The sequence below is a fragment of the Nocardia sp. NPDC004568 genome (assembly GCF_040609955.1).
Classification (GTDB): Bacteria; Actinomycetota; Actinomycetes; order Mycobacteriales; family Mycobacteriaceae; genus Nocardia.
The window spans coordinates 24,739-45,680 of sequence record NZ_JBEXLL010000026.1; the positions used below are offsets into that span (position 1 = coordinate 24,739).

The 20,942-nt window shown below is 68.0% G+C and carries 17 protein-coding genes; 6 read left to right on the forward strand and 11 right to left on the reverse strand.

Annotated elements, in window-relative coordinates; genetic code table 11:
* The first annotated feature begins 1,104 nt into the window (after positions 1-1,104).
* The 3 genes from ABZV91_RS14540 to ABZV91_RS14550 all read left to right on the forward strand — a co-directional run bounded on the left by ABZV91_RS14540 (position 1,105) and on the right by ABZV91_RS14550 (position 4,398).
* A complete protein-coding gene (locus ABZV91_RS14540) occupies positions 1,105-2,418 on the forward strand; it encodes a fatty acid desaturase (RefSeq protein WP_355240692.1) in 1,314 nt (437 codons plus the stop codon).
* Positions 2,415-3,413, forward strand: a complete 999-nt coding sequence (locus ABZV91_RS14545) for a patatin-like phospholipase family protein (RefSeq protein ID WP_355240695.1) — start codon at positions 2,415-2,417, stop codon at positions 3,411-3,413. Before ABZV91_RS14540 ends, ABZV91_RS14545 begins: the two co-directional genes overlap by 4 nt.
* 367 nt (positions 3,414-3,780) lie before the next feature.
* On the forward strand, positions 3,781-4,398 hold the full coding sequence (locus ABZV91_RS14550; protein WP_355240698.1) for a hypothetical protein: 618 nt from the start codon (positions 3,781-3,783) through the stop codon (positions 4,396-4,398).
* On the opposite strand, the gene ABZV91_RS14555 is transcribed toward ABZV91_RS14550, so the two are convergent.
* A complete protein-coding gene (locus ABZV91_RS14555) occupies positions 4,399-4,812 on the reverse strand; it encodes a DUF5997 family protein (RefSeq protein WP_355240701.1) in 414 nt (137 codons plus the stop codon).
* 61 nt (positions 4,813-4,873) lie between these two features.
* Between ABZV91_RS14555 and ABZV91_RS14560 the strand changes: the two genes are divergently transcribed.
* On the forward strand, positions 4,874-5,809 hold the full coding sequence (locus ABZV91_RS14560; protein WP_355240704.1) for a LysR substrate-binding domain-containing protein: 936 nt from the start codon (positions 4,874-4,876) through the stop codon (positions 5,807-5,809).
* 244 nt (positions 5,810-6,053) lie between these two features.
* On the opposite strand, the gene ABZV91_RS14565 is transcribed toward ABZV91_RS14560, so the two are convergent.
* A complete protein-coding gene (locus tag ABZV91_RS14565) occupies positions 6,054-6,980 on the reverse strand; it encodes a TIGR03620 family F420-dependent LLM class oxidoreductase (RefSeq protein ID WP_355240707.1) in 927 nt (308 codons plus the stop codon).
* 89 nt (positions 6,981-7,069) lie between these two features.
* Between ABZV91_RS14565 and ABZV91_RS14570 the strand changes: the two genes are divergently transcribed.
* A complete protein-coding gene (locus tag ABZV91_RS14570; RefSeq protein ID WP_355240710.1) occupies positions 7,070-7,621 on the forward strand; it encodes a helix-turn-helix domain-containing protein in 552 nt (183 codons plus the stop codon).
* A 42-nt stretch (positions 7,622-7,663) separates the two neighbouring features.
* On the opposite strand, the gene ABZV91_RS14575 is transcribed toward ABZV91_RS14570, so the two are convergent.
* The 3 genes from ABZV91_RS14575 to ABZV91_RS14585 all read right to left on the reverse strand — a co-directional run bounded on the left by ABZV91_RS14575 (position 7,664) and on the right by ABZV91_RS14585 (position 10,899).
* Entirely contained in the window at positions 7,664-8,080 is a 417-nt protein-coding gene (locus tag ABZV91_RS14575; RefSeq protein WP_355240713.1) for a hypothetical protein, read from the reverse strand.
* Positions 8,081-8,193: 113 nt separating this feature from the next.
* On the reverse strand, positions 8,194-9,444 hold the full coding sequence (locus ABZV91_RS14580; protein ID WP_355240715.1) for an FAD-dependent monooxygenase: 1,251 nt from the start codon (positions 9,442-9,444) through the stop codon (positions 8,194-8,196).
* A 195-nt stretch (positions 9,445-9,639) separates the two neighbouring features.
* Positions 9,640-10,899, reverse strand: a complete 1,260-nt coding sequence (locus ABZV91_RS14585) for a cytochrome P450 (RefSeq protein ID WP_355240718.1) — start codon at positions 10,897-10,899, stop codon at positions 9,640-9,642.
* A 551-nt stretch (positions 10,900-11,450) separates the two neighbouring features.
* Here ABZV91_RS14585 and ABZV91_RS14590 point away from each other — a divergent pair.
* Positions 11,451-11,852: a nitroreductase family deazaflavin-dependent oxidoreductase gene (locus tag ABZV91_RS14590; protein ID WP_355240800.1), complete on the forward strand. Its 402-nt coding sequence runs from the start codon at positions 11,451-11,453 to the stop codon at positions 11,850-11,852.
* A 209-nt stretch (positions 11,853-12,061) separates the two neighbouring features.
* Here ABZV91_RS14590 and ABZV91_RS14595 read toward each other — a convergent pair whose 3' ends face one another.
* The 6 genes from ABZV91_RS14595 to ABZV91_RS14620 all read right to left on the reverse strand — a co-directional run bounded on the left by ABZV91_RS14595 (position 12,062) and on the right by ABZV91_RS14620 (position 20,707).
* Positions 12,062-13,288, reverse strand: a complete 1,227-nt coding sequence (locus ABZV91_RS14595) for a cytochrome P450 (RefSeq protein ID WP_355240721.1) — start codon at positions 13,286-13,288, stop codon at positions 12,062-12,064.
* A gap of 19 nt (positions 13,289-13,307) precedes the next feature.
* On the reverse strand, positions 13,308-14,348 hold the full coding sequence (locus ABZV91_RS14600; protein WP_355240724.1) for a radical SAM protein: 1,041 nt from the start codon (positions 14,346-14,348) through the stop codon (positions 13,308-13,310).
* A gap of 505 nt (positions 14,349-14,853) precedes the next feature.
* Positions 14,854-16,116, reverse strand: a complete 1,263-nt coding sequence (locus tag ABZV91_RS14605; RefSeq protein WP_355240727.1) for a cytochrome P450 — start codon at positions 16,114-16,116, stop codon at positions 14,854-14,856.
* 515 nt (positions 16,117-16,631) lie between these two features.
* Positions 16,632-18,155, reverse strand: coding sequence for an FAD-binding oxidoreductase (locus tag ABZV91_RS14610; protein ID WP_355240730.1), 1,524 nt, complete (start codon positions 18,153-18,155; stop codon positions 16,632-16,634).
* 517 nt (positions 18,156-18,672) lie between these two features.
* Positions 18,673-19,851, reverse strand: coding sequence for a cytochrome P450 (locus tag ABZV91_RS14615; RefSeq protein WP_355240733.1), 1,179 nt, complete (start codon positions 19,849-19,851; stop codon positions 18,673-18,675).
* Positions 19,852-20,062: 211 nt separating this feature from the next.
* The gene (locus ABZV91_RS14620) at positions 20,063-20,707 is read right to left on the reverse strand and encodes a GNAT family protein (RefSeq protein ID WP_355240736.1); all 645 of its coding nucleotides are present in this window, start codon (positions 20,705-20,707) and stop codon (positions 20,063-20,065) included.
* Between the last annotated feature and the right edge of the window lie 235 nt (positions 20,708-20,942).

The window sequence follows — 20,942 nt, forward strand, 5'->3', positions numbered from 1 at the left end:
TTGTCCGCAGGTCTTGCGGGCCGGCCCCGGTGAGCCCCGGGGAGGCCGACCGCGAGGTGACCGAGGTGATCACCATGGGACCCATTACGAATGCCCCTACCGAGAAAACGGCAGGGGTTTCGTGTGTGCGGAGCAGGGGTGAACCGGACGGCCCCGATCATTGTCGACCTGCGGGGAAAGCGCAGCGACCGCCGCGCTCGGCCCCGGCCTCACGGGCCCGGACCGCTGTGCGGGTCGGCGCGCCGTCGCACCAGGAGCGCGAGAACCGGCCGGGTAGCTTCTGGCCGCTGTCCCTTGTCGAGTGACGGATTCGGCCGATTCGGGGTTGCGGCCCGGTGTGCGCACACCGGGCCGGAGACTGGTCGTCGCGCGATCGGGTCGGCACCGGATCGGCTACACCGACGTGGTGCCTCCGCGCCGCGAGCACGCCGACGGACGCGATCGATCGGCTTCCGCGGGCCGAGCGCATTGTGCGGCGGGAACAAAGCCGGTCGGTTCGATGTGCGCGGTCGACAAACTTCTCGATATCCAGCGGCGACTAATTGTTCGTGACCCACCCTTTCCGTAAAGTCGTCCGCGCCGACCACAACACGTTGTACGGCGCCGGTACGGACGGAAAGAAGGTGCGGCACAGTGGGAACCGAATTCACCGTGCGCAGACTGTAGTAACCTTTTCGCGACAGCAGCGAAGTGACAACGAATCGTTTTGATTCGCGCGGAGGAATAGGCGATATCGGCGAATACTGCGACCGTTGTCGAGGCGTCATGGACGATACCCGGACCGGAACGCCGCGCATTTTCTTCTATTACGCCGACTGCCGAGCCGATCGGCCAGCCGATGAAACACCGCGGAAGAACTCGCCGATGCGATGACGCACGGTGACCGTGTCGGTGCGCGATCGGCGGATTTCCGAGAATACCTACCGAAGGACTTGTCGAAGAGATGGGCGTAGAGCTCGAACACACTGCGGTATCCGGGCCGGTGACCGCACCACCCGGCACGCCGCAAGACGCTACCCCGGTGGCCGAGTCCCCCGGTCCGCTCGGGGCGGGCGAGCGGCCGGAAACACCCGGCCGTATCCGAGGAGCTCGGTAGCGGAACCGATGGCCATCAGAGATATACAGGCATTTTCCCACCTCACCGCCGACGACATCGAGTCGCTCGGTCGCGAATTGGATCAGCTCCGCTCCGATATCGAGAGTTCACGCGGACAGCGAGACGCGGCCTATATACGCCGGGTCGTCACGTTCCAGCGCGGCCTCGAGGCGGCGGCGCGCCTGACGCTGTTGTGCGGCGGACGGTACCGGGTCCCGTGGATCGCCGGCACTGTGATGCTGGCGTGTTCGAAAATCATCGAGATGATGGAGGCCGGACACAACATCAGCCACGGGCAGTGGGACTGGATGAACGATCCGGAGATTCATTCCGCCACCTGGGAGTGGGATTTCGCCGGGCCGTCCGCCCACTGGAAACGCTCGCACAACCATATCCACCACACCTACACCAATGTCTACGGTATGGACGCCGATCTCGGCTTCGCGGTGCTGCGAATGACCCGGGACGAGCCCTGGCGCCCGATCCATCTGTTCCAACCCATCACGAGCCTGGTCCTCGCGGCGGGATTCGAAGTGGCCATCGCCGTGCACGACCTGGCGCTCGAGCGGCGACACCGGGGTATACCCCGCACCCGGTGGCGATCGGAGCCGAACATCGAGTTCGCGCGGAAGCTCGCCCGCCAGGCGAGCAAAGACCTGTTGTTCTATCCCGCGGTGAGCGGGCGGCAGTTCAAACGCGTGTTCACGGCCGATGTCTCGGCGCTGATGCTGCGCAACGTCTGGTCCTTTGTCGTGATCATGTGCGGTCACTTTCCCGACGGAGCGGAGAAATTCACCGCCGACCGACTGGACGAGGAGACCCGGGGCGAGTGGTATCTCCGGCAATTGCTGGGTAGCGCCGACTTTCATGCCGGGCCCGCCCTCGCGCTCATGACCGGCAACCTCTGCTACCAGATCGAGCACCATCTCTTTCCCGATCTACCGAGCAACCGTTACCCCGAGATCGCGCAGCGTGTCCGTGCCCTGTGTGATCAGTACGACCTTCCCTACACCACCGGCTCACTACCCCGACAGTTCTGGTTGTCCTACCGCACCATCTGGAAGCTCGCGCTACCGGACCGCTTCCTGCGCGGTACCTCCGAGGATGCCACCGAAACACGGTCCGAGCGTCTGTTCCTCGGCAGCGCGCCCCCCGCCGGCAACCGTCCCGATCGGTCGCGGACCGACCCCGTCACCGGGGCCCGGCGCGGCCTCCGCACTGCGCTGGCCGCGGCCACCCCGCGACGGGGAAGCGCTTTCGGGCGCGGCCGCGCGTTCCGGCGCTGGATTGCCGGATTCACCGGTGCGGGGGGTCGAGGGTGACAGCGCACTCGCCGCCGGTGGAACGACCGATCGTCCGGATCCTCGCCGGGGTGGCCGGCCGCAGCCTCGCGTTGATGGTGGGAATGGCCATCGGGTCGGTGGATGCGCTCACCACCCGTCGAGCCCAGTACATCCCGCATCCCGCTCCAGCCCTGCAGCCGATGGTCGTGGGTGTCAGCGGTGGTGCGCTCGCGGCGACCGCGGTGGCACTGGGCATGTCACGTGACCGTGCCCGGCAGCTCGCGATCGACCACCCGGAGCACGAGATCCTCGGTGCCAGGAGCTTCCACGGCCTGCTGACACGACGTGTCCTCTATCCGCAGGCACGAATTCGCGAGCTCGCCCATGCCTTCGCCGGCGATCGCACCTTCGCCGACTTCGCCCTCGGCCCCCCGGGTTCCGAACCGCACCGTACGGCCTCGTCACTGCTGATCCCGGTCTACGCGGCCGGGCAGGGCACCCTGCTGCTACCACGTGACCTGCCGAAGCTGGGCCTGGCCGATCTGCCCGTCGCGGACGCGATCGTCGCCGCCACCCGGATACCGGGTGCTCTGCCCGCGGCCGTCGGTCTCGACAACGTCTTCGACGGCGGCTGCCAGTATCGGGTCCCGCGCGAGATCTTCGCACAGGATCGCGCCCTGATCCTGGATCTCTACGGACCGGAACCGCACGACAGCCGCGGCGGGTTGATCTTTCCCCTGCTCCATCCGGCCCTGCCCGCGATCGCCCACCGGCCGCGCCCTTTCCGGGATCTGTCGCTGTGCGAGTCGACCATCTTCGCCCATCAGCGTTACGGTGCGGCGCTCAGCGCACCGGCATGTACCTCCGCGGAACTGTTCGACACCGGCTACGACATCGCCACCACGTGGATCCGGACGCGCACCGACGAGCAGCTCCTGCACATCGTCGACGACCATGTCCTGGGGTCACCGAGCGAGGGCCACGGCGGCGATCGGCAGCCGGCCGATGACCTGTCACGCGCCGTGGCCGAGTAGCGCGGATCGCACGCGCGGGCCCTCGCCCGGTCTTCGGTCTCGCCGGCCGTTCACACCGCGATCCGCAGCGACCGGGACGAAGAGGGCCCCGAGCTCCGCACGCGTGGTCACCGGCGCACGGCCGTCACCGCACCGGCGGAGAGCCCGTGGCCGTCACCGGCCCCGAGGTCCAGGAGCCCGGTCGGTCGGCTTCGCCGGCGCGGCCGAGGTGCGCGAATCGTTCGACGTGGACGGAGATTCCGGCGGTGCGGTCGAGTTTCTGGAGTGTGGTGTCCGAACTGTGTGGCGTACCCGCCATCGACTTCGACACCGCTTAAGGTCTGACTCGGTCCGCCCATCAGGGAAATCCGAGTGGAGGGTTCGACGAATGAAGTTCGAGAGAGCGACTGCTGCCGTTTTCATGACCATCTCGGCCATGGGTGTCACCGCGGCCACCGCCCATGCGGAGCCGGTCGCGACGAAGCAGTCGACCGCGGTGACCGTGGGAGACACGACTTCCGGTATCGATCATGGGATCGACTACCGGATCACCGTTTCACCGGTCGACGGGGTCGTCGTGGCCACCGTCGGGAACGGCAGGTTCGAGCTCGCGGACAACGGTGCGGTGGTGCTCGAGACCGGTGACGGCGCGGCGGCGGCCGCAGTGCCGCAGTGGTTCGCCGCCGGCGGCCGTGCGGTCCCCATCGCGCAGCACATCGGTGCGGACGGCCACACGCTGACGCTGACGCCGGCCGGGACGGCAGCCGACAGCGCGCAGGTACGCGACATCAGCTCCTACAGCCGGCTCGCGGAGCAGATCGACAAGAACCTGCCCGGCGTCGTCGGCGGTGCCGTCGTGGGCGGCCTCCTCGGGGCATGTCTCTTCCTGATCTGGGGGATCAGCATCCCCGTCGGTGTGCTGATCGGTGGCACCGTCGGCGGATACGTCCAGGGCGGCCCGGAGTTCCTCGATGCCGTACAAGCGTTCGCTACCGGACAGCCGTGATCACCGGCTGCCCTTCGCCGGGCGGTTCGTCGCTGCCCGGCGTTCCGCCTCCTTGGCCTGGGCCCGTTCGTCCTCGGCGCGCACGGCGGCATAGCTTTCGCGTTCGCGGACCAGCCACTCCGGCGGATCCGCGAGGAAGGCGGCGATCTCCTCGGCGGTGAGCGCGTCGGACACTCCGGCCCGGGTCAAGCCGCTGTTGGAGACACCGAGCTTGCGGGCCACGATATCGCGCGGGAACGGTCCGGTGCGGCGCAACTCGGTGAGCCACTGCGGCGGGTTCGTCCGGAGTTCGTCCAGCTCGGTTCGGGAGATCGGGTTGTTCCGGAACTCCTCGGGAGCCGCCGGGAGATAGATGCCGAGCTTGTTCGCCGCGGTCAGCGGCTTCATCATCTGCGGTTTCTTGTCCTGGCTCACCGGAACAGCGTATCGGGCCGCCGGGCCGGTCCGGACTCCGCGGTGCCATAGGCTGGCGGGTATGAGCCGGTTCCCCCCGATCGATGTGCAGCGCCTGCGCTGGTTCGCCGCAGTCGCGGAGGAGTTGCACTTCGCACGCGCCGCGAAGGGATTGCACATCTCCCGCCAGAAGCTCAGCCATACGGTCATCGACCTGGAGACCGAGCTCGGCACCAAGCTGTTCGTGCCGGGGGCGCAGCCGACCCGGTTGACCGATGCCGGACAGGAGTTGCTGCGGGAGGCGCGCGACATCATCGCCCGGTCCGAGCACGAGGCGCACGCCGCGACGCCCGCCGCCCCGGCCACGCTGCGGGTCGGGTTCGTGCCCGGCGTCACGGTCACCAAGTGGGAGCGGATCTGGGGCCGGCGCTTCCCGGATACCCCGCTCGAGCTGGTCGCCGTCGCCCAGTCGGACCAGGAAACGGCGCTGCGCGAGGGCCGCGTCGACATGTGCTTCGTTCGCTTGCCGATCGACCGTGGCGGCATGAACGCGATCCCGCTCTACCGTGAGCTGCCCGTCGTGGTGGTGCCCAAGGACCACGAGATCTCACTGTTCGACGAGGTCACCATGGCCGATCTCGCGAATGAGCGCCTCCAGGACACCACCGATATCGACGCCGCCGGAGCCACCATCGAACTGGTCGCCGCCGGCGTCGGGGTCGCCGTGGTGCCCCATTCGATCGCCCGCCTACACCACCGGCGCGACCTCGTCTACCGCACGGTGACCGACACCGACGACACCGAAATAGCCCTGGCCTGGCCGCCGGCCCGGAACACCGACCTGGTCGAGGAGTTCATCGGCATAGTGCGCGGCCGCTCGGAGAACAGCTCCCGGTCCCCCGCCGGAAAGCGCACCGAACCGGACCCGCGCAAGCCACATCCACCGGCGAGGCGACCGCGACCCGCGAAGAAACCGGCCCCCTCCGGGAAGAAACCGGCCCGAGGGCGCAAACGCTAGCCATGCCGAGGCGCCACCGCACGACGCCGGCGACGGCCTGGTGGCAAGCTCCCGGGCGGTGGCACTCGCCGGCGGATGTCGGGGGGATCCGGTCACTCCGCCGAAACCCCTGCGGGACAGGAGTTCAGGTGCCGGAGCCGCGGGATGGGAACCAGGATGCGGCGGCAGGGGCGAAATGCCGAAACACTCTCGCGCCCTGCACTTTCCGCACGACCGGTAGTCCCGCGCCGGCTGCCGCCGAGGATCAGGACACTGTCCGGCGGTCGGAAACGATCGGCACGATCGTCGAGAGTTCCCGCCATTCCCGCAGCGGCAGAGCGCCCGGATCGGTGCCCACGACCTGCAGGCACACATGGTCCGCGCCCGCCGACAGATGCCGGCGCACCCGTTCCTCGATCGCGTTCAGATCGCCGTAGGCCACGATCGCGTCGACGAGCCGGTCACTGGGTCCGGCGATATCGTCGTCACCGAAGCCCGACCTGCGCAGATTCGCCGCTTGATGCGGAGCACCGGAGGCGTATGCGGCGACATGGGATCGGGCGATCTCGCGAGCCCGGCCGATATCGGGATCGAACACAATCGGTTGCTCCACGCCCAGGAACGACGTGGGACCCAGCACTTCTCTGGCCCGAGCCGTATGTTCGACCGGAACGAAGTAGGGGTGCGCGCCCCAGGTACGCTCGGCCGCCAAGGCCAGCATCGTCGGTCCCAGTGCGCCGATCACCCGCCGCACCGGAGGGTTCGGGACCGGTCCGTGGGCGGGCACCGCATCCATCGCGTCCAGATACCCGGCCATCAGAGCCAGAGGCCGGCCGCCGGAGGGGATCGTGAATCCGCCCGCCGCGATCGGACGGCCACCGACCCGGTGCCCACCGAGCCCCAGGAGATAACGACCCGGGAACGCTTCGCCGAGCGCCCGCTCCGCCGTCGCCATCGAGATCGGATCCCGCAGCGCGACATTGGCGATTCCCGAAGCCACCACGATCCGACGGGTGGCCGACAGCAACAGCCATGCCTGCCCGATGGTGTCGCGGCCGAGCCCTTCCCCGAACCAGAGCGCTCCGAAACCCAGTTCCTCGATCTCCGCGGCGGCATCACGTACCGCCGTCACCGGCTGCCGGTCGAAGGACCACGTCCAGATTCCGACGACGCCGGGGTCCTGCTGTTTCATCCGATCCCTCCAGGACGCGTACCGGAGAACCTCTCCGGTACTGCCCCGCATACAATATGGAGAACTTCTCCGGTTCACAAGAGGTATCGATGAGATCCCACGCGCAGCGCAACCGCGACCAGATCCTGCGGGCCGCGACCACGGTGTTCGCCGAGTCCGGCCCCGACGCCTCCCTCAACGAGATCGCCCGGCGGGCCGGTGTCGGGCCGGGAACTCTGTACCGGCACTTCCCGAACCGGCAGACCCTGCAGACGGCCGTGCTGGAAGAACGCGTCGAGAAACTCTGCGGAGCGGGCGCCGAGCTCGTGTCCCTGCCCGACGCCGACACCGCCTTGACTCGGTGGTTGCACTCGCTTCTCCAGCACACCCGCACGGATAAAGGGCTCGGAGCGGCAGCACTCACCGGCGACGCCGAGCAGAGCGCGCAGTGCCGGAAGGCCATCGAAGGTACAGCTGCCCGTCTGGTCACGCGCGCGAAGCGGCACGGCACCGTCCGGAACGACACCTCCGTCGACGATCTCGTTCTGCTGGTGGCCGGCATCGGCATGACCACAGAGCACGATGCGGCTCCCACCCGGGCCGAACGGCTGCTCGAGACCGTACTCCGAGGGATCGGCATCCGCGAAACCGGACGCCGATGATCAGTCGGAGATATCGGGCGCGGAAATCGACAAGAACGGCTCTCAGGCACCCTGCGTGCGGCGCAATGCCCCGAGGGCCGCGCTGATGTGCGTGATGTGCCGGGGGTCGCTCGACCGCAATTCCACGAACTCGCGCTCCGCCCCCGCGTCGCGCAACCGAGTCAGCCATGTGATCAGCACATCCGTTCCCTCGGGGGTAGGGACGAAGGCGGTCCCGGCGAACGCCGGATCCGCGAGCTGTGCGGTATCTCCGGTGAGGACCTCGGCGAGCGCCAGGGCGGTGATGTCGTACAAGTACTCGTCTTCGGCGGGATCGTCACCGAGCAACCCCTGTGTGCGGGCGGCGTTCACCAGATCATCGGCCGTGACCCGATCGCGGCCTTCGGCGATCTCCTCGACCAGCGCCAGCACTTCCAGGCCCTCGTCGCTCTCCAGCGCCTTGACACCCCATGCACCCACGACCCTCACTGTAACGACGGACTCGGGCGGTCTTCGCGCGCTCACCACCGGACCGGCCCTCGAATCCGCACCGCCGGCATTCGGCGGCGACACCCACGCGGTGTCCGGTGGAGCTACGCGTCGACTCCGGACCGGCCGAGGTCGCCGGTTCGGCCGGCGAGATGATCGACGGTCCGGCCGGCTCCGGAGTGCGGCACCCCCGCGTAGTCCGGCAGTTCGACGCCGTTGATGGCGCGCTGGACCAGTTCGGCGAACCACTCTCCGGTGAAATCGGGGCCCGGCTCGGCTTCCGGCCCGCGGACGTCGCGGCTGCGGGCATTCAATCGGGCGATCTCCTGGTTCGCCTCGACGAACGAGCGCATCCGCCGCTCATAGGCGGCGAACCCGATCCCCGGATCCCATCCGCCGGCGGCCAGCTCACCGGCCAGCACGTACGCGCCCACCAGGGCCAGCCCGGTACCCTGGCCCGACATCGGGGACGAGCTGAACGCCGCGTCGCCGAGCAACCCGACCCGTCCACTCGACCAGCGGTCCATCACGACCTGGGCGACCTGGTCGAGATAGAAGTCCGGGGTGTCGTCCAGATGCGCGAGGATGCCCGGGGTCGACCAGCCCAGACCGGCCATCCGCTCACGCAGCAGGCGCTTCTGGGCCGGGATGTCACGGTGATCGATGTCGACATCGGCCGCGGGGAAGGAGAACATGGCCATCGCCCGGGTGGCGTCCCGGAGGGGGCGCAGGCCGGCCGAGCGGCCGGACGCCTGGTACTCGATCAGCCACTTGTCCAGCCCGAACTCGTTGGGCACACTGTAGAAGGCCAGCATGTGCCCGAGGCGGCGGACGAACTGCTCATGCGGCCCGAAAACCATGGCGCGCAGCTCCGAATGCGGCCCGTCCGCGCCGATCACCAGGTCGAAACGCCGCCGGCCACCGCCCGCGAAGACCACGTCGACTCCGTCGGCGTCCTGGGTGAGCCCGGCGATCCGATCGCCGAAGATGTATTCGGCGTCGTCGCGGGTGTCGTCGTAGAGCACCTGCGAGAGGTCACCGCGCAGGATTTCGATCTCCGCGATGAATCCGTCGCCACCGTCGTCGTCCACGCGAAAGGTCTCCAGCACGGTGCCGTCCGCGTCCACGGTGCGCGCGCCGAGGGTCCGGGTACAGGCCGCACGCACCGCCGGGTCCAGTCCCATCCGCCGGATGACCTCTTTGGTCACTCCGCGCGCGTCCACCGCCTGGCCGCCGGGACGCAGCGCGCGGGCCCGCTCCACCACGGTCACCTCGGCTCCCCACCGGTGCAGCCAGTGGGCCAGCGCGGGCCCCGCGATACTCGCCCCCGCCACCAACACCCTGGTATTGCTCACTGCGCCTCCCACTCATCCGCCGGACCGCTGCCCGGATGGCCTCTGCCCTGACCCACCGCTGCCGGTGTATCCAGAGGTACCGACCACGGATCCACCCGGAATTCATCGGTGCGGCCGAGATCGTCTCCACGTTCCGCGCTCGGATCGCAGACCCGGGCCGAGCCGATCGGGACCGACCGGGCGGAACTCCGGAAGCTAGATCGTGAGCGGCGCGGATTCGGGAAACTTCACCGGCAGTGCGGTGAGCGCGCGCTGGAAGGGCCCGGAGCGCCAGGTGAGCTCCTCGGCCGGTACGGCGAGGCGCAGTTCGGGCAGGGCGTCGAGCAACTGGTCGATCGACTCCTGCGCCACCAGGTAGGCCACCTCTTTCGCCGGGCACGTATGCGCTCCGATGCTCCAGGCGAGATGGGCACGATTGTCGGTGTACGCCCCGGTATCGATGGCCGGATCGTTGTTGCACGCGGCGAGGCTGATCATCACCGGCTGGTGGGCGGGTAGCCAGACGCCGTCGATCAGCACCGGCTGGCGAGGGAAGGAGACCGCGTAGTTGGCCACCGGCGGGTCGGTGAACAGCACCTCGTCCACGGCGTCCCGGGTCGACAGGCTGCCGCCGAGTATGCCGCCCGCGAAACGCTCGTCGGTGAGTATCAGCCGGAGCGCATTGACGATCAGGTTCTGCAGCGGTTCGATCCCGGCGCCGTAGAAGCTGAGTACGTTGTGCATCATCTCCTCGTCGTCGAGGTTCGCCGGGTCCTGCACCATCCGGGTCACGATGTCCTGACCGGGGTTGCTCCTTTTCAGGTTCACCAGATCGGCCATGGCCTGTTCCAGGGTGGCACCGCCTTCGCCGGCGTCCGCGCCCGTTCCCTCGACCATCGCGGCCATGCCCGCCGCCGCGCGTTGACCGATCTCGGCCGGACAGCCCAGTATGTCGTTGAGGAGCGCGAAGGTCAGCGGGAACGCGTACTGCCCGATGAGTTCCGCCGAACCGGTGGCGCAGAAGGCATTGATGAGCGGCACGGCGATCCGTTCCACTCGGCTGTGTATCGAGAACAGATCGACCCCGCCCACCCCCGCGACGGTTGCCTGCCGGTAACGCGCGTGCACGGAACCGGAGTTCCGGACGGCCGAGGGGCGCCATTCCAGTAGCGGGAGGACGGGGCAATCACGCGGGATATCGCGCTGCCAGATACGGGAATCCGCCGGGAAGTGCTCCGGGTCGTTGAGGATGCGCACCGCGGTGTGATAGCCGACGACGAGTGTCGCCGGGACGCCGGGAGCCAATTCGACCGGCACCAACGCGCCGTATCGGCGGCGCATTTCGCGATAGGCGCGGTGCGGTTCCTGGGCGATCTCGTCGGCGTAGAACGGGATACGGGGCCCATCGGTGCTCTGTGGTGATCCGTGGACGAGCGGAAGTACGGTGGACTGAGCGTCGTGCGGGGGCGAAAACAACTGTGTCACTCCATATGCGCAGGCGGATGTGGCGCTCCGAGGCGGCTCTGCCGCATCCCCGGACGCCCGAGGCGAGACTACTCGAGGAAGAGGCCCGGTCCGAACCGACCGCTCGGAATTGATCACTTCGTTTTCGATCTGCAACGCGCAGTCTTGTGTTCGCCCACAGGCATTTCCGCGGATCTCGTGTGCGTGTTCCGCCGGCTCGTCGGACATGTCCGCGGCGAGACAGCGACACGGTTGCCGGGCAGCGGAAGACCGAATTCCACCGGTCACCGGGCATAGACACCGGCCACTCGGCGGGAACCGCGAGCTGCGCCCCCGGATCTCGCGCCGGCCCGACAGCCGTGCTCGGAACGAGAGCGTTCGGCGCCGTCACCCGGACCCCACGCTCCTGAGCCGGGCGGTCCACCGAGCGGTGTGGTGACCGCACCGCGGTATGATCTCGGCCCCGGCCGCTCATCTCGGCGCGTGCCGTCGACACCGGATTTCCCGAGGAGAACACCGTGGCAGACCAGGGCGGCGTCCGAATTCCCCGTTGGCTCAAACCGATGAACCGGGCGATGATCGCCATCGGCCGGGTGGGTGTGTCGCTGCCGATGGCGCTGCTCACCGTGCCTGGGCGGAAGTCGGGGAAACCCCGGACCACACCGGTGACTCCGTTCGAATATCAGGGCGCCGAATACGTTCTCGGCGGGATTCCCGGCGCGGACTGGGTGAAGAACGTACAGGCCGCGGACACAGCGGAGTTGACACTCCGACGGCGCCGACGCGTCGTGCGCCTGGTGGAGATCCCGGCGGGCGAGAGCGAACCGGTGCTGCGGGAGTTCCCGCGGCTGGTACCCACGGGTGTCCCGGTCATGATCAAATCCGGCGTGGTGACCAGCGACGATCCGGATGAGTTCGCCGCGTTGGCCGGCCGGTGTGTGCTCTTCCGGATCGACGACGTCTGACCGGACACGGCACACCACGGCCCGGCGACCACGCGGTGCCGCCGACGACGCGTGCGGCGCTATCGGCGGACTCGGCGCAGGCGTCGTGGCGGGAACCGCCGTGGCGGTGGTACGACACGTCGAGGCCAGGACGGTGGCGGCTCGGCAAGTTCCGGGTCGGCGGGGCGGAGGTCATACGCGACCACCGGAACCACCCTCCCGCCGCACCGTCAGCTGTCGAGAACGACGGGTAGTCGACGCAGTCCGTGGAGCGCGCGGGAATCCAAGAGGGAGGGTTCTCCCGCGATGCGGGGGTTCGGATACCGTTCGAAGAACCGCTGGACAGCGGTGGCAGCTTCGGCGCGGGCCAGCGCGGCGCCGATACAGAAATGGATGCCGGCGCCGAAGGTGAGATGGCGATGCGGTTCCCGGCGTCGCGGATCGAATACGTGTGGGTCCGTGAAGATTTCCGGATCCCGGTTCGCGGCGGCGAGCAACAGCACGATCGGCGTACCCGCGGCGACCGCCCGGCCCGCGAGCCGGGTATCGGACTTGGCGACCCGGACGACGTACTGGACGGGGGCGTCGTAGCGCAGGGATTCCTCGATCACCGCCGTGTAGTCGCCGTCGGCCGGCCGGAGCTCGGGCTGCCGCAGCAGCGTGTGCAAGGTGTTCCCGAGCAGATGTGTGGTGGTGCCGAAACCGCCGACCAACAGCATGCTGCACGTGGCGATGGCCTCGCGCAGGGTCAGCCGGTCCGGGCATTGCTGCGCCAGAGCGGCGATGAGCCCGGCGCCCTGTGGGTCGGCGTGGTCCAGGCGCTCCTTGAAGTAGGCCGTCATCTCCGTGACGAGTGCCCGGGAACGCTGGCGTTCCTGCGCTGTTCTGGCGCCGTCCAGCAGTGAGGCGAGCACGTGTCCCCAGGCGGCGAAACGTGGAGCCTCCGTATCGGGCAGTCCGAGGAGATGAGAGATCATCGCCATGGGCACGGCCTCGGCGTAGTTGGTGATCAGGTCTGTGGCCCGGCCGCGCGGAAGTTCGTTCAGGCGGTGCTCGACTATCTTCTCGATGCGGGGCGCGAGGTCGGCGAGTTCGCGTCGATGGAATGTGGCGGCGACCAGGGATCGCAGCTCCGTGTGGCGGGGTGGTTCAGACTTCAGGAAGGAGTCGTCGACCGGGTGGACGAGCGTGGTGTCACCGGTCGCGTTGCGACGGCGGGCCGACGCGCCGATGGGCGCCGGCCCGAAGTCGCCACTGGTGAGGATTCGGTGGCACAGCGGGTGGGAGGCGGTGAACAGCAGGCCGCGGCGGCTCGCGGTGAGCGCGCCTCGGGCGCGGACCTTCTCGTACTCGCGATGCCGGTCGGCCCCGGGCCGGGCCCAGAGGATCCGGGCGCCGGGGTCACCACACAGGACATCCGAGAAGAGGCGCGCCTTCTCCAGGGATATGGTTGCCATGGCCGGGTACCGCCCCGTCCTATGCGCCGACGGCCGACTCGGCGGGCGCTTGTCGCGCGGGATGATAGCTGGACCAGTAGTACTGACGGTAGAAGTTCTCGGCCAACGTGACCCAGGTGTCCAGCTGGTCGAGATCGCCCAGGAAGCGATGCATGTTGACCAGCAACCAGCTCCATACGGCCTGACTGTCCCGGCAGTTGTCGCAATCTCCGGTGGTGGCGCAGTACTGCACGCTGTGATCGGTGCGGTACGCGTTGAAGCGGCCCACGATCGGATGTCCCTCGGTCAGGCGCTGGGCGTGGGCCGGGTGATCGTTGCTGATGCTGGGGCAGGTCTCCGCGCCGAAGGTGCCCCAGTGCGTGCGGCCGGTCACCAAGGTGCGGAAGTAGTAGGGGTCACCGATGACAGTGTCGGGGTAGGTCTCGCGCATGCGGGTCATTTCCTCGATCGCCCGTTCTTCGTTGCGTAGTCGCGCGGTGGGATCGGTGCCGTTGTCGCTGTAGTAACCGAAGTTGATCTGGTTGCCGTTCCGGGCGATGGCTTCGACGGTGCGCTCGAGGTAGGGCATCCCGGCTTCGCTGAGCGTGTAGACCCAGGTGGCCCGCGGGTCGCCGGAATAGGTGCGCAGCGCCGTGCCGAACAAGCCGCTGATCCGCCGGCCGTTGGGCCCGTGGCCACGCAGCTCGTCGTCCACCGGTCCCCCGCCCCACAGCGATACCGCGATGGCGAGATCTTCCAGTCCCTCGTAGGGAATCGGTCGCGTCCCGTTCGTCACCACCGTGACATGGCGAATCGTCTCGGCGAATACACGGACTCGATCCAGCACCAGTGCCGGCTCACCGCCGATCAACAGCGTGCTGGTGATCTTCTTGCTGTCGCGCAGGTCTTCGGCGAACGCTCGGATCGTATCCAGATCACGAATCTCGATACTCTGCTTGTCCATATCGTGCTCGAAGAACCAGCACCCCTTGCAGCGCAGGTTGCACGCGTCGGTCACCCAGACCTCCACTGTCCGGGTGCCCCGGGCCACGTCGTTCACGCGCATCAAACGTGCGGCCAATGCCGGATCCTCTTGCGCGAGTTCGAATGCTCGGGTTAAAATGCGTTCCTTGCTTGGCCTGACATCCAGAAAAACGGGTTGAGCCACGACATCCTCCTCGGTGCGATGCGGCAGGGTCTGCACGCGCTGCTAGATGCCATCGGCTGATCGAACACGCCCGAGAACTGGCAGTGTTGCCGATGCGCTGCCGAACCAGCGGGTCGGCATGGGGTGTAGTGAGAACGCGGATACTGAGCGGTCTTAAGTGGTACTGAACTCGTTAGCGCCAGAAATAATTCTAGGATAGAACTCGGCCATGGCGCGACCCATACGCCCCATCCCTGGCATTTTTCTGGCTCAGCCCGGTGATCTCAGAATATCTTGCGGCACAGCGTTTTTCAGGAAGGCGAACTTACTCCCACAGCGGCGTCCGGAGTGTGCCCACGATCTTGTGAACCCGCACCACACAGCCTCGGCACACGGTGTGACCCATGGGTCACACCGTGGGTTCCGACGGGCAGCGACATCACCGACCGAGCGGCGGAGAGGGCGGAAATATCACCGGCATCGCCGTGAGTGCCCGATGGAAAGGCCCCGGCCGCCAGTGCAGTTGCTCGACCGGGCAGGCGAGCCGCATTTCGGGGAGCGCGTCGAGCAACTGATCGATTGCGTTCTGGGCAACCATGTAGCCGATCGACCTGGCCGGGCAGGTATGGGGGCCGGACCCCCATGCGAGGTGCGCGTTGTTGTCGGTGTACTGCCCCGAGTGGATGGCGGGATCGTTGTTACATGCCGACATCCCGACGATCACCGGCTGATGAGCCGGCAACCAGACGCCGTCGAGCATGATCGGCTGCCGCGGATAGCTGAGGCAGTAGTTCGCCATCGGCGGATCGGTGTACAGCAGCTCGTTGAGCGCGTCCCGGGTCGTCGGGGCCGCGCCGGGTGACGCGGTGCCGGTGAACCGGGGGTCGGTGATCATGAGGAGCAGAGTGTTGACCGTCAGATTGGTCAGCGGCTCGATTCCCGCCCCGTAGAGCACAGCCAACTGGTGCACCATCTCCGCGTCCTCGAGCCGCGCCGAATGGGCCAGCAGGCGAGAGGTGATGTCGCGGCCCGGTTCGGCACGCTTGAGGGTGACCAGCTCCAGGAGTGCTTCGTTGATTCTGGCGTCCGCGTCGGTGGCGGCGGCGCCACCTTCGAACATGGCGGCCATACCGCCGGCGATCTCCTGCCCGATATCCGGCGGGCAGCCCAGCATGGAATTGAGCACCTGGAACGTCAACGGGAAAGCGTACTGGCCGATGATCTCGGCTTCGCCGTCCAGGCAGAAGGCGTCGATCAGCGGGGAGGCGACCGCTTCGACATCCTGATGCATGGAGAACAGGTCGACCCCGTCGAGGGCGGCCGCGATCGCCTGACGGTACCGGGCGTGTTCGGACCCGGTGCTGCGCATCACATTGGGCCGCCACGCCATCATGGGCATGAGTGGATGGTCCGCCGGAACGGTCTTCTCCCACGAGCGCGCATCGGCCGGGAAATGGTCGGGATCGTTGAAAATCCGGATGGCGGTGTGGTATCCGATCACCAGGGTGGCCGGAATGCCAGGAGCCAGTTCCACCGGCGCGAGAGTCTTGTGCCGACGCCGCATCCGGTCGAAGACACGATGCGGATCGGCGGCATACTCCTCGGTGTACAGGGCCTCCCGAGGCGGGCCGGACGGCCGGACGGGCTGGGAGTAGGGGCATCCGGCGGTGCCGGCCTCGGTCGACGGGATGGACTTGGTCAATGCCGGGAACTCCAATGAATACAACAGCGACAGAACCGAGAAGTCGTCCTATTTGGGACATCTTCTGTGTCAGAACAGTATTGGCGTGACGGAACAGCCGCAAGCGGGAGGTCACTGTGATCGGTCACCGCGAGCCACACCGGATCCGTCGGCGAGCGCCACCGAGCGGGCAAACGCGCAGGCCAGGAGCATACTCCGGCGAATGTGACCAAAAACGCATTTTCACAACGGATTCCATGGACCGGTGGCTACCACCGGACGCGCGCGCCTAATTCTGTCCGTAGGAACGACTTCGTCCCGATAATGCGAAACGGTAAGTCTCCGAATCACAATTTAAATGTCACATTTCCGCCGAAATAACGGCGCGGGATTCCACCCGGCCGACACCACCGCCCGGCTTCCGGAACGTCCCGGCGAGTCCGCTGCCCTCGTCCGCAATGCGCGGTGCGCGGTCGACGCCGGCACCGTGGCGTAGCCTGGCCGCCGCGGGTCCGCGGATCGGGGCAGCGGTGTCGTCACGGTGTCGCGGGCGGGATGCTCTGCGCGTACTGGAAGACGTTGCCGGGGTCGTACTTCGCCTTGATCTTCCGCAGCCGCTCGAAGCCACGGCTCCCCCAGTAGGCGTTCTCCCACTCCTGCATTCCGACGTTCGGCACGTTGACATAGGCGCCGTTCACGTAGGGTCGCAGCGCCTGGCTGAACTCGGCGGTCCAGGCCTGGGCCTGCGAGGTCAGCGGATCGTCGACGCCCGGCTGTGTCGAACGAGACCCCCAGCCTGCGCCGATCTCGCCGTAGAACAGCGCGTCACGATGCGCGAAAGCGCTGCCGCCGAGGGGTTCCCGCCGGATCGCCCCGCCGAATGCGTCGACGAAGTAGTTGCTCTGCTCGGTAGGAGCGTTTCGCATGAAGTCGCCGACGATGTCGATCGCCTTCCGCGGGAACGGTTCTTCGGCGAACTGCGAGAAGAACTTCCAATTCGCGGGCTCTTGCTCGAGTGGGAGCTGGGCACCCGCGAAGAGGTCGCCCCAGTTACCGACCTGCACCGTGACGTCGGGCGCGCCGACCGACAGCACCGGAGCCAGCATCGCCGAGGCCTGTGCCGCCGACCCCTCCACGAGCCACGCGGACAGCAGGATCCGGGACCGGTGGATCTCGAGCTCGGACCCGAGCCGGTCGTCGGCGGACGGTACCGTATGCTGCCATGCCTCGAAGACCTCGGACAGATCTCCGAGTCCATCCCATGTCGCCTGCACACCGGCCAGACCCGCGAGCGGATGCACCGCGTAGGTGAGCTGTGTGACGATCCCGAAGTTACCGTTTCCCGCCCCGCGCAGCGCCCAGAGCAGGTCCTGGTGGTGCTCGGAGTCCGCGTCGATCACCTCGGCGCAGTCGTCACCCGACGCGACGACGACTTCGGCGGCCACGAGGCTGTCGCAGGCCATGCCGAGCCAGCGGTTGAGGGGGCCGAGGCCACCGCCGAGCGTCGCACCGCACACGCTGACGCTGCCCTCGCTTCCGGTGGTGACCGCGAAATCCTGCTTCGCCAGTGTCGTCACCACTTCCAACTGGGTCAGCCCGGCGCCGACCGTCGCGAGACGAGCGCCGGGGTCGATCCGGACCGACTTCATCCGGCTGACATCGATCACGATGCCGTTGTCGACGTTCGACCAGCCTTCGAGGGCGTGGCGGCCGCTGCGCACCCGCAGCGCGACATTGTGCTGCCGCGCCCACGTGAGAGCGTTCACCACGTCCCGGGTTTCCGCGGCGAAGACGATGGCCAGCGGATAGTGGGAGAAGAGCTGGTCCCAGCCGAGTCGCGCCTCCGTGTACGACGCGTCACCGGGGCGGACGATGCTGCCGGTCAAGGTGGCGGGCGGGCATCCCGGACCGTTACCCGGGTGGCCCGCGGCCACCACTCCCGGGCCGTTCGGGAGTGCGACATCCGGCACGCCCGGGCCCGTGAGACCCGAGGCGACGATCGCTCCGACTCCGGCGGCGGCAGATGTCCTGAACAGATCACGGCGAGAAAGTTCGCTCAAGTCGAGACCCTCTCGATCGGGGCACGGACCGCCCGGCCACCGAAGGAATCACCGGGCGAGATCACGCCGGCGGCTCGGGTGGTGTCGGTGACGGCGGTGCGCAGAGCCAGGTGGGCCAGCAGCTACGCGTAGTTCTCCCGGGCGGAAGTTCGGGAGCGGCGCGCGCGGCACCCGTCCAGCGAGCAGGGTGGATTCGATGTGGGTGCCACCGCCGGCGACGGAACCGCGCCGGGGAGGCATACCGCAGGGCAACCGATCAGACGACGGTTCCTCGTCGCGCGGCACCGGGTCACACCACGCGGTGGTCGGCACTGTCGAACCGACACCGGCCGCTTCGGCAGCCACCCCGGCGTCGGATCACGATGGGTCGCCGACCGGGTGGCTCTCATACCCTTACGCACGGTGTTCGAGCCATCCAGCCGGTAGCAGAACCCTCCGTGATCACCGGATCAACCGTATTCCGCGGGGTTCCATGAACGGGTCGGCTTGTTGATGATGATGAACCGCAATGCCTTGATCATGATCTCACCTCCTCCCTGGGGCTCGGTCGGGCGCGGGCAGGGGTTGTGGACGTACGCCGGAGGACGAATGGCCTGGGGGTCGCGGCATTCGTCACGATCGGGCGGGTGTCACCGCCGCCGATGACGCGCACAGTGGTGTTCTCGGTGAGAGTTGTGGCCGCGTCGGTGACCAGATCGTGGGCGACCGCGGCTCCGGCGCAGGTGAAGGGCCCGGAACTGAAGGGCACGAAGGGGCCGTGCTCGCCGGGCCCGTTCCAGCGGTCGGGCCGGAATTCCCACGGCTCGGTCCAGCGATCCCTGTCGTGATGGAGCAGGTAGGGGCTGACGGACAGCTGGTCGCCGGTCCGGAAGGCGATCCCCCCGAACTCGGCGGGGCAGGGTACGGAACGGCTGACCATCCAGGAGACCGGCCGGTGCCGCAGGGCCTCACGTACCACCCGGTCGACGGGCCAGGGCCACGGTGCGCCGGGAGAGTGGAGACCGCCCAGCAGCAGCGACCATGCGAGCGAGTAGCCCAGCGGTCCCACAATGGACCGGAACATCAGCCCGTACAGCTGCGCCACCGTTGTATCGGCGACGCCGTCGGGACAGGCACCGATCACGGCATCGAGCAGATCCCGTGGCTCGGCTTCCGCTGTGCAGCCGGTGGCGCCGAGCCGGTCCCGGATCTGCTCGTTCAACGCGGTGGACAGCTCGGCGCGCAGCACCTGCGCCCGCGCCCGCTCCACCATTCGGGCCGGGCGGAGCGCGCCCACCCGCGCGTTCCGCTCCAGTAACCGTCGCAACTCGGGGGATCCCTCGGGATGCAGCAGCATGTCCGCCGTACACCGATACACCAGCTCTACCCCGGCCGCCGGCCAGCGGGTGACGGCGGGCATCTCGCTCACCGCCACCGCCAGGGACTCACGATACTCGGGCGTATGGGTCCGCAGCATCGCGCGCGCCGCCCGGCCGAAGTCGATCTGCGCGGACCGCGAGGGCAACATGGAACCGAAGAACCCGGACATCCCCGCATTGAAAGCGCGGTCGGTCAATACCGTCAGCGCCAAGCCCGTATCGCCGACACACCACCCGCCCCACGGCAGCCAGAACACCTCTACCGGGCTGGTCCGGCGCAGGTTCTCCAGAAAACCCAGCGGATCACGCCGGAACCGGCGCATCTCTGCAAATCTCATCGGCCGGTCCTCTCATGGAGAGGGTGAGCGAGTCATCGGATGTTTTCTAACCGGGCCTGATCACTGGCCGTGCGTACACACGCAGATCATGCGTAGTCCCGAATATTTTACAAGCGGAGCCCGTGGAGGTCGACCGCGAGGCGAGCACCTCCGGCAACGGCGGACCCGCCGAAGACGGTGTCGGCAGTTGACGATTCATGATCACCCGCGATCAACGCCCACCGTCCCGATGCGCTGGAACGGGCCAGGAACCCCGAGCAACCATCGGAGTCCGACCGGTGCGAGCCCGATCCGGCTCGGGGTGAGTTCCCGGCCCCAGGCGCGCGTACATCAGCATATCGCGGCGTCGATCGCCGACCTGCTGCCACGACCTGAGAACCCCTTCGCATTCGAAACCGGCCTTCTCCGCGGTGCGGATCGAAGCGCGGTTCCACGGTTCCACACAGAGCTGGAGCCGTGGGATGCGCAGGTCTTCCAGGGCCCAGGTGGCCACCGCGGCCAGCGCATGCGCGGCGACGCCGTGGCCGCGGGCGGAGCGGACCACCCAGTAGCCGAGCGATGCGCGGCCTTCGCCGATATCTTTCAACCACAGGCCGATACTTCCCAGCGGGGTGTTGTCCCCTCGCCGGACGATCACCATCGGGTACCCGGTTCGATCGGCCGCGAGCCGCCACTGGCGTTCGATGAACCGTGTCGCGGCGGCACGCGAGAAGTCCGCCGACGCCGTCTCGATGGGAATCAGGTCGTCGGCGGACGCCTCCTGCACGAGCCCGAGGTCTGCCGGTGACAACGACCACGGGCGGAATTCCAGATCCGCGGTGGCGCTCGGATGCGATATCTGCGGCGGACAGTCCATGGTCGGCCTCCCCACGATATGCACAGGATATCGGCCCGATGTCACCGTCACCACATCCGCTGCCCAGCACCGCGGACACACAGCGCGGTATCGGTCCGCCCCGGCAGGCGAGTCGCGGATATCGGACGAGGCATTCGCCGGCGCGCGTCCCCGGCGGCCGGCCCGCCCAGCGGCGGCGCGCCCGCCTGGTCGGCCCCGGGTGGCACGCCGCCGGCGCGGATATCGCCCGCCTCCG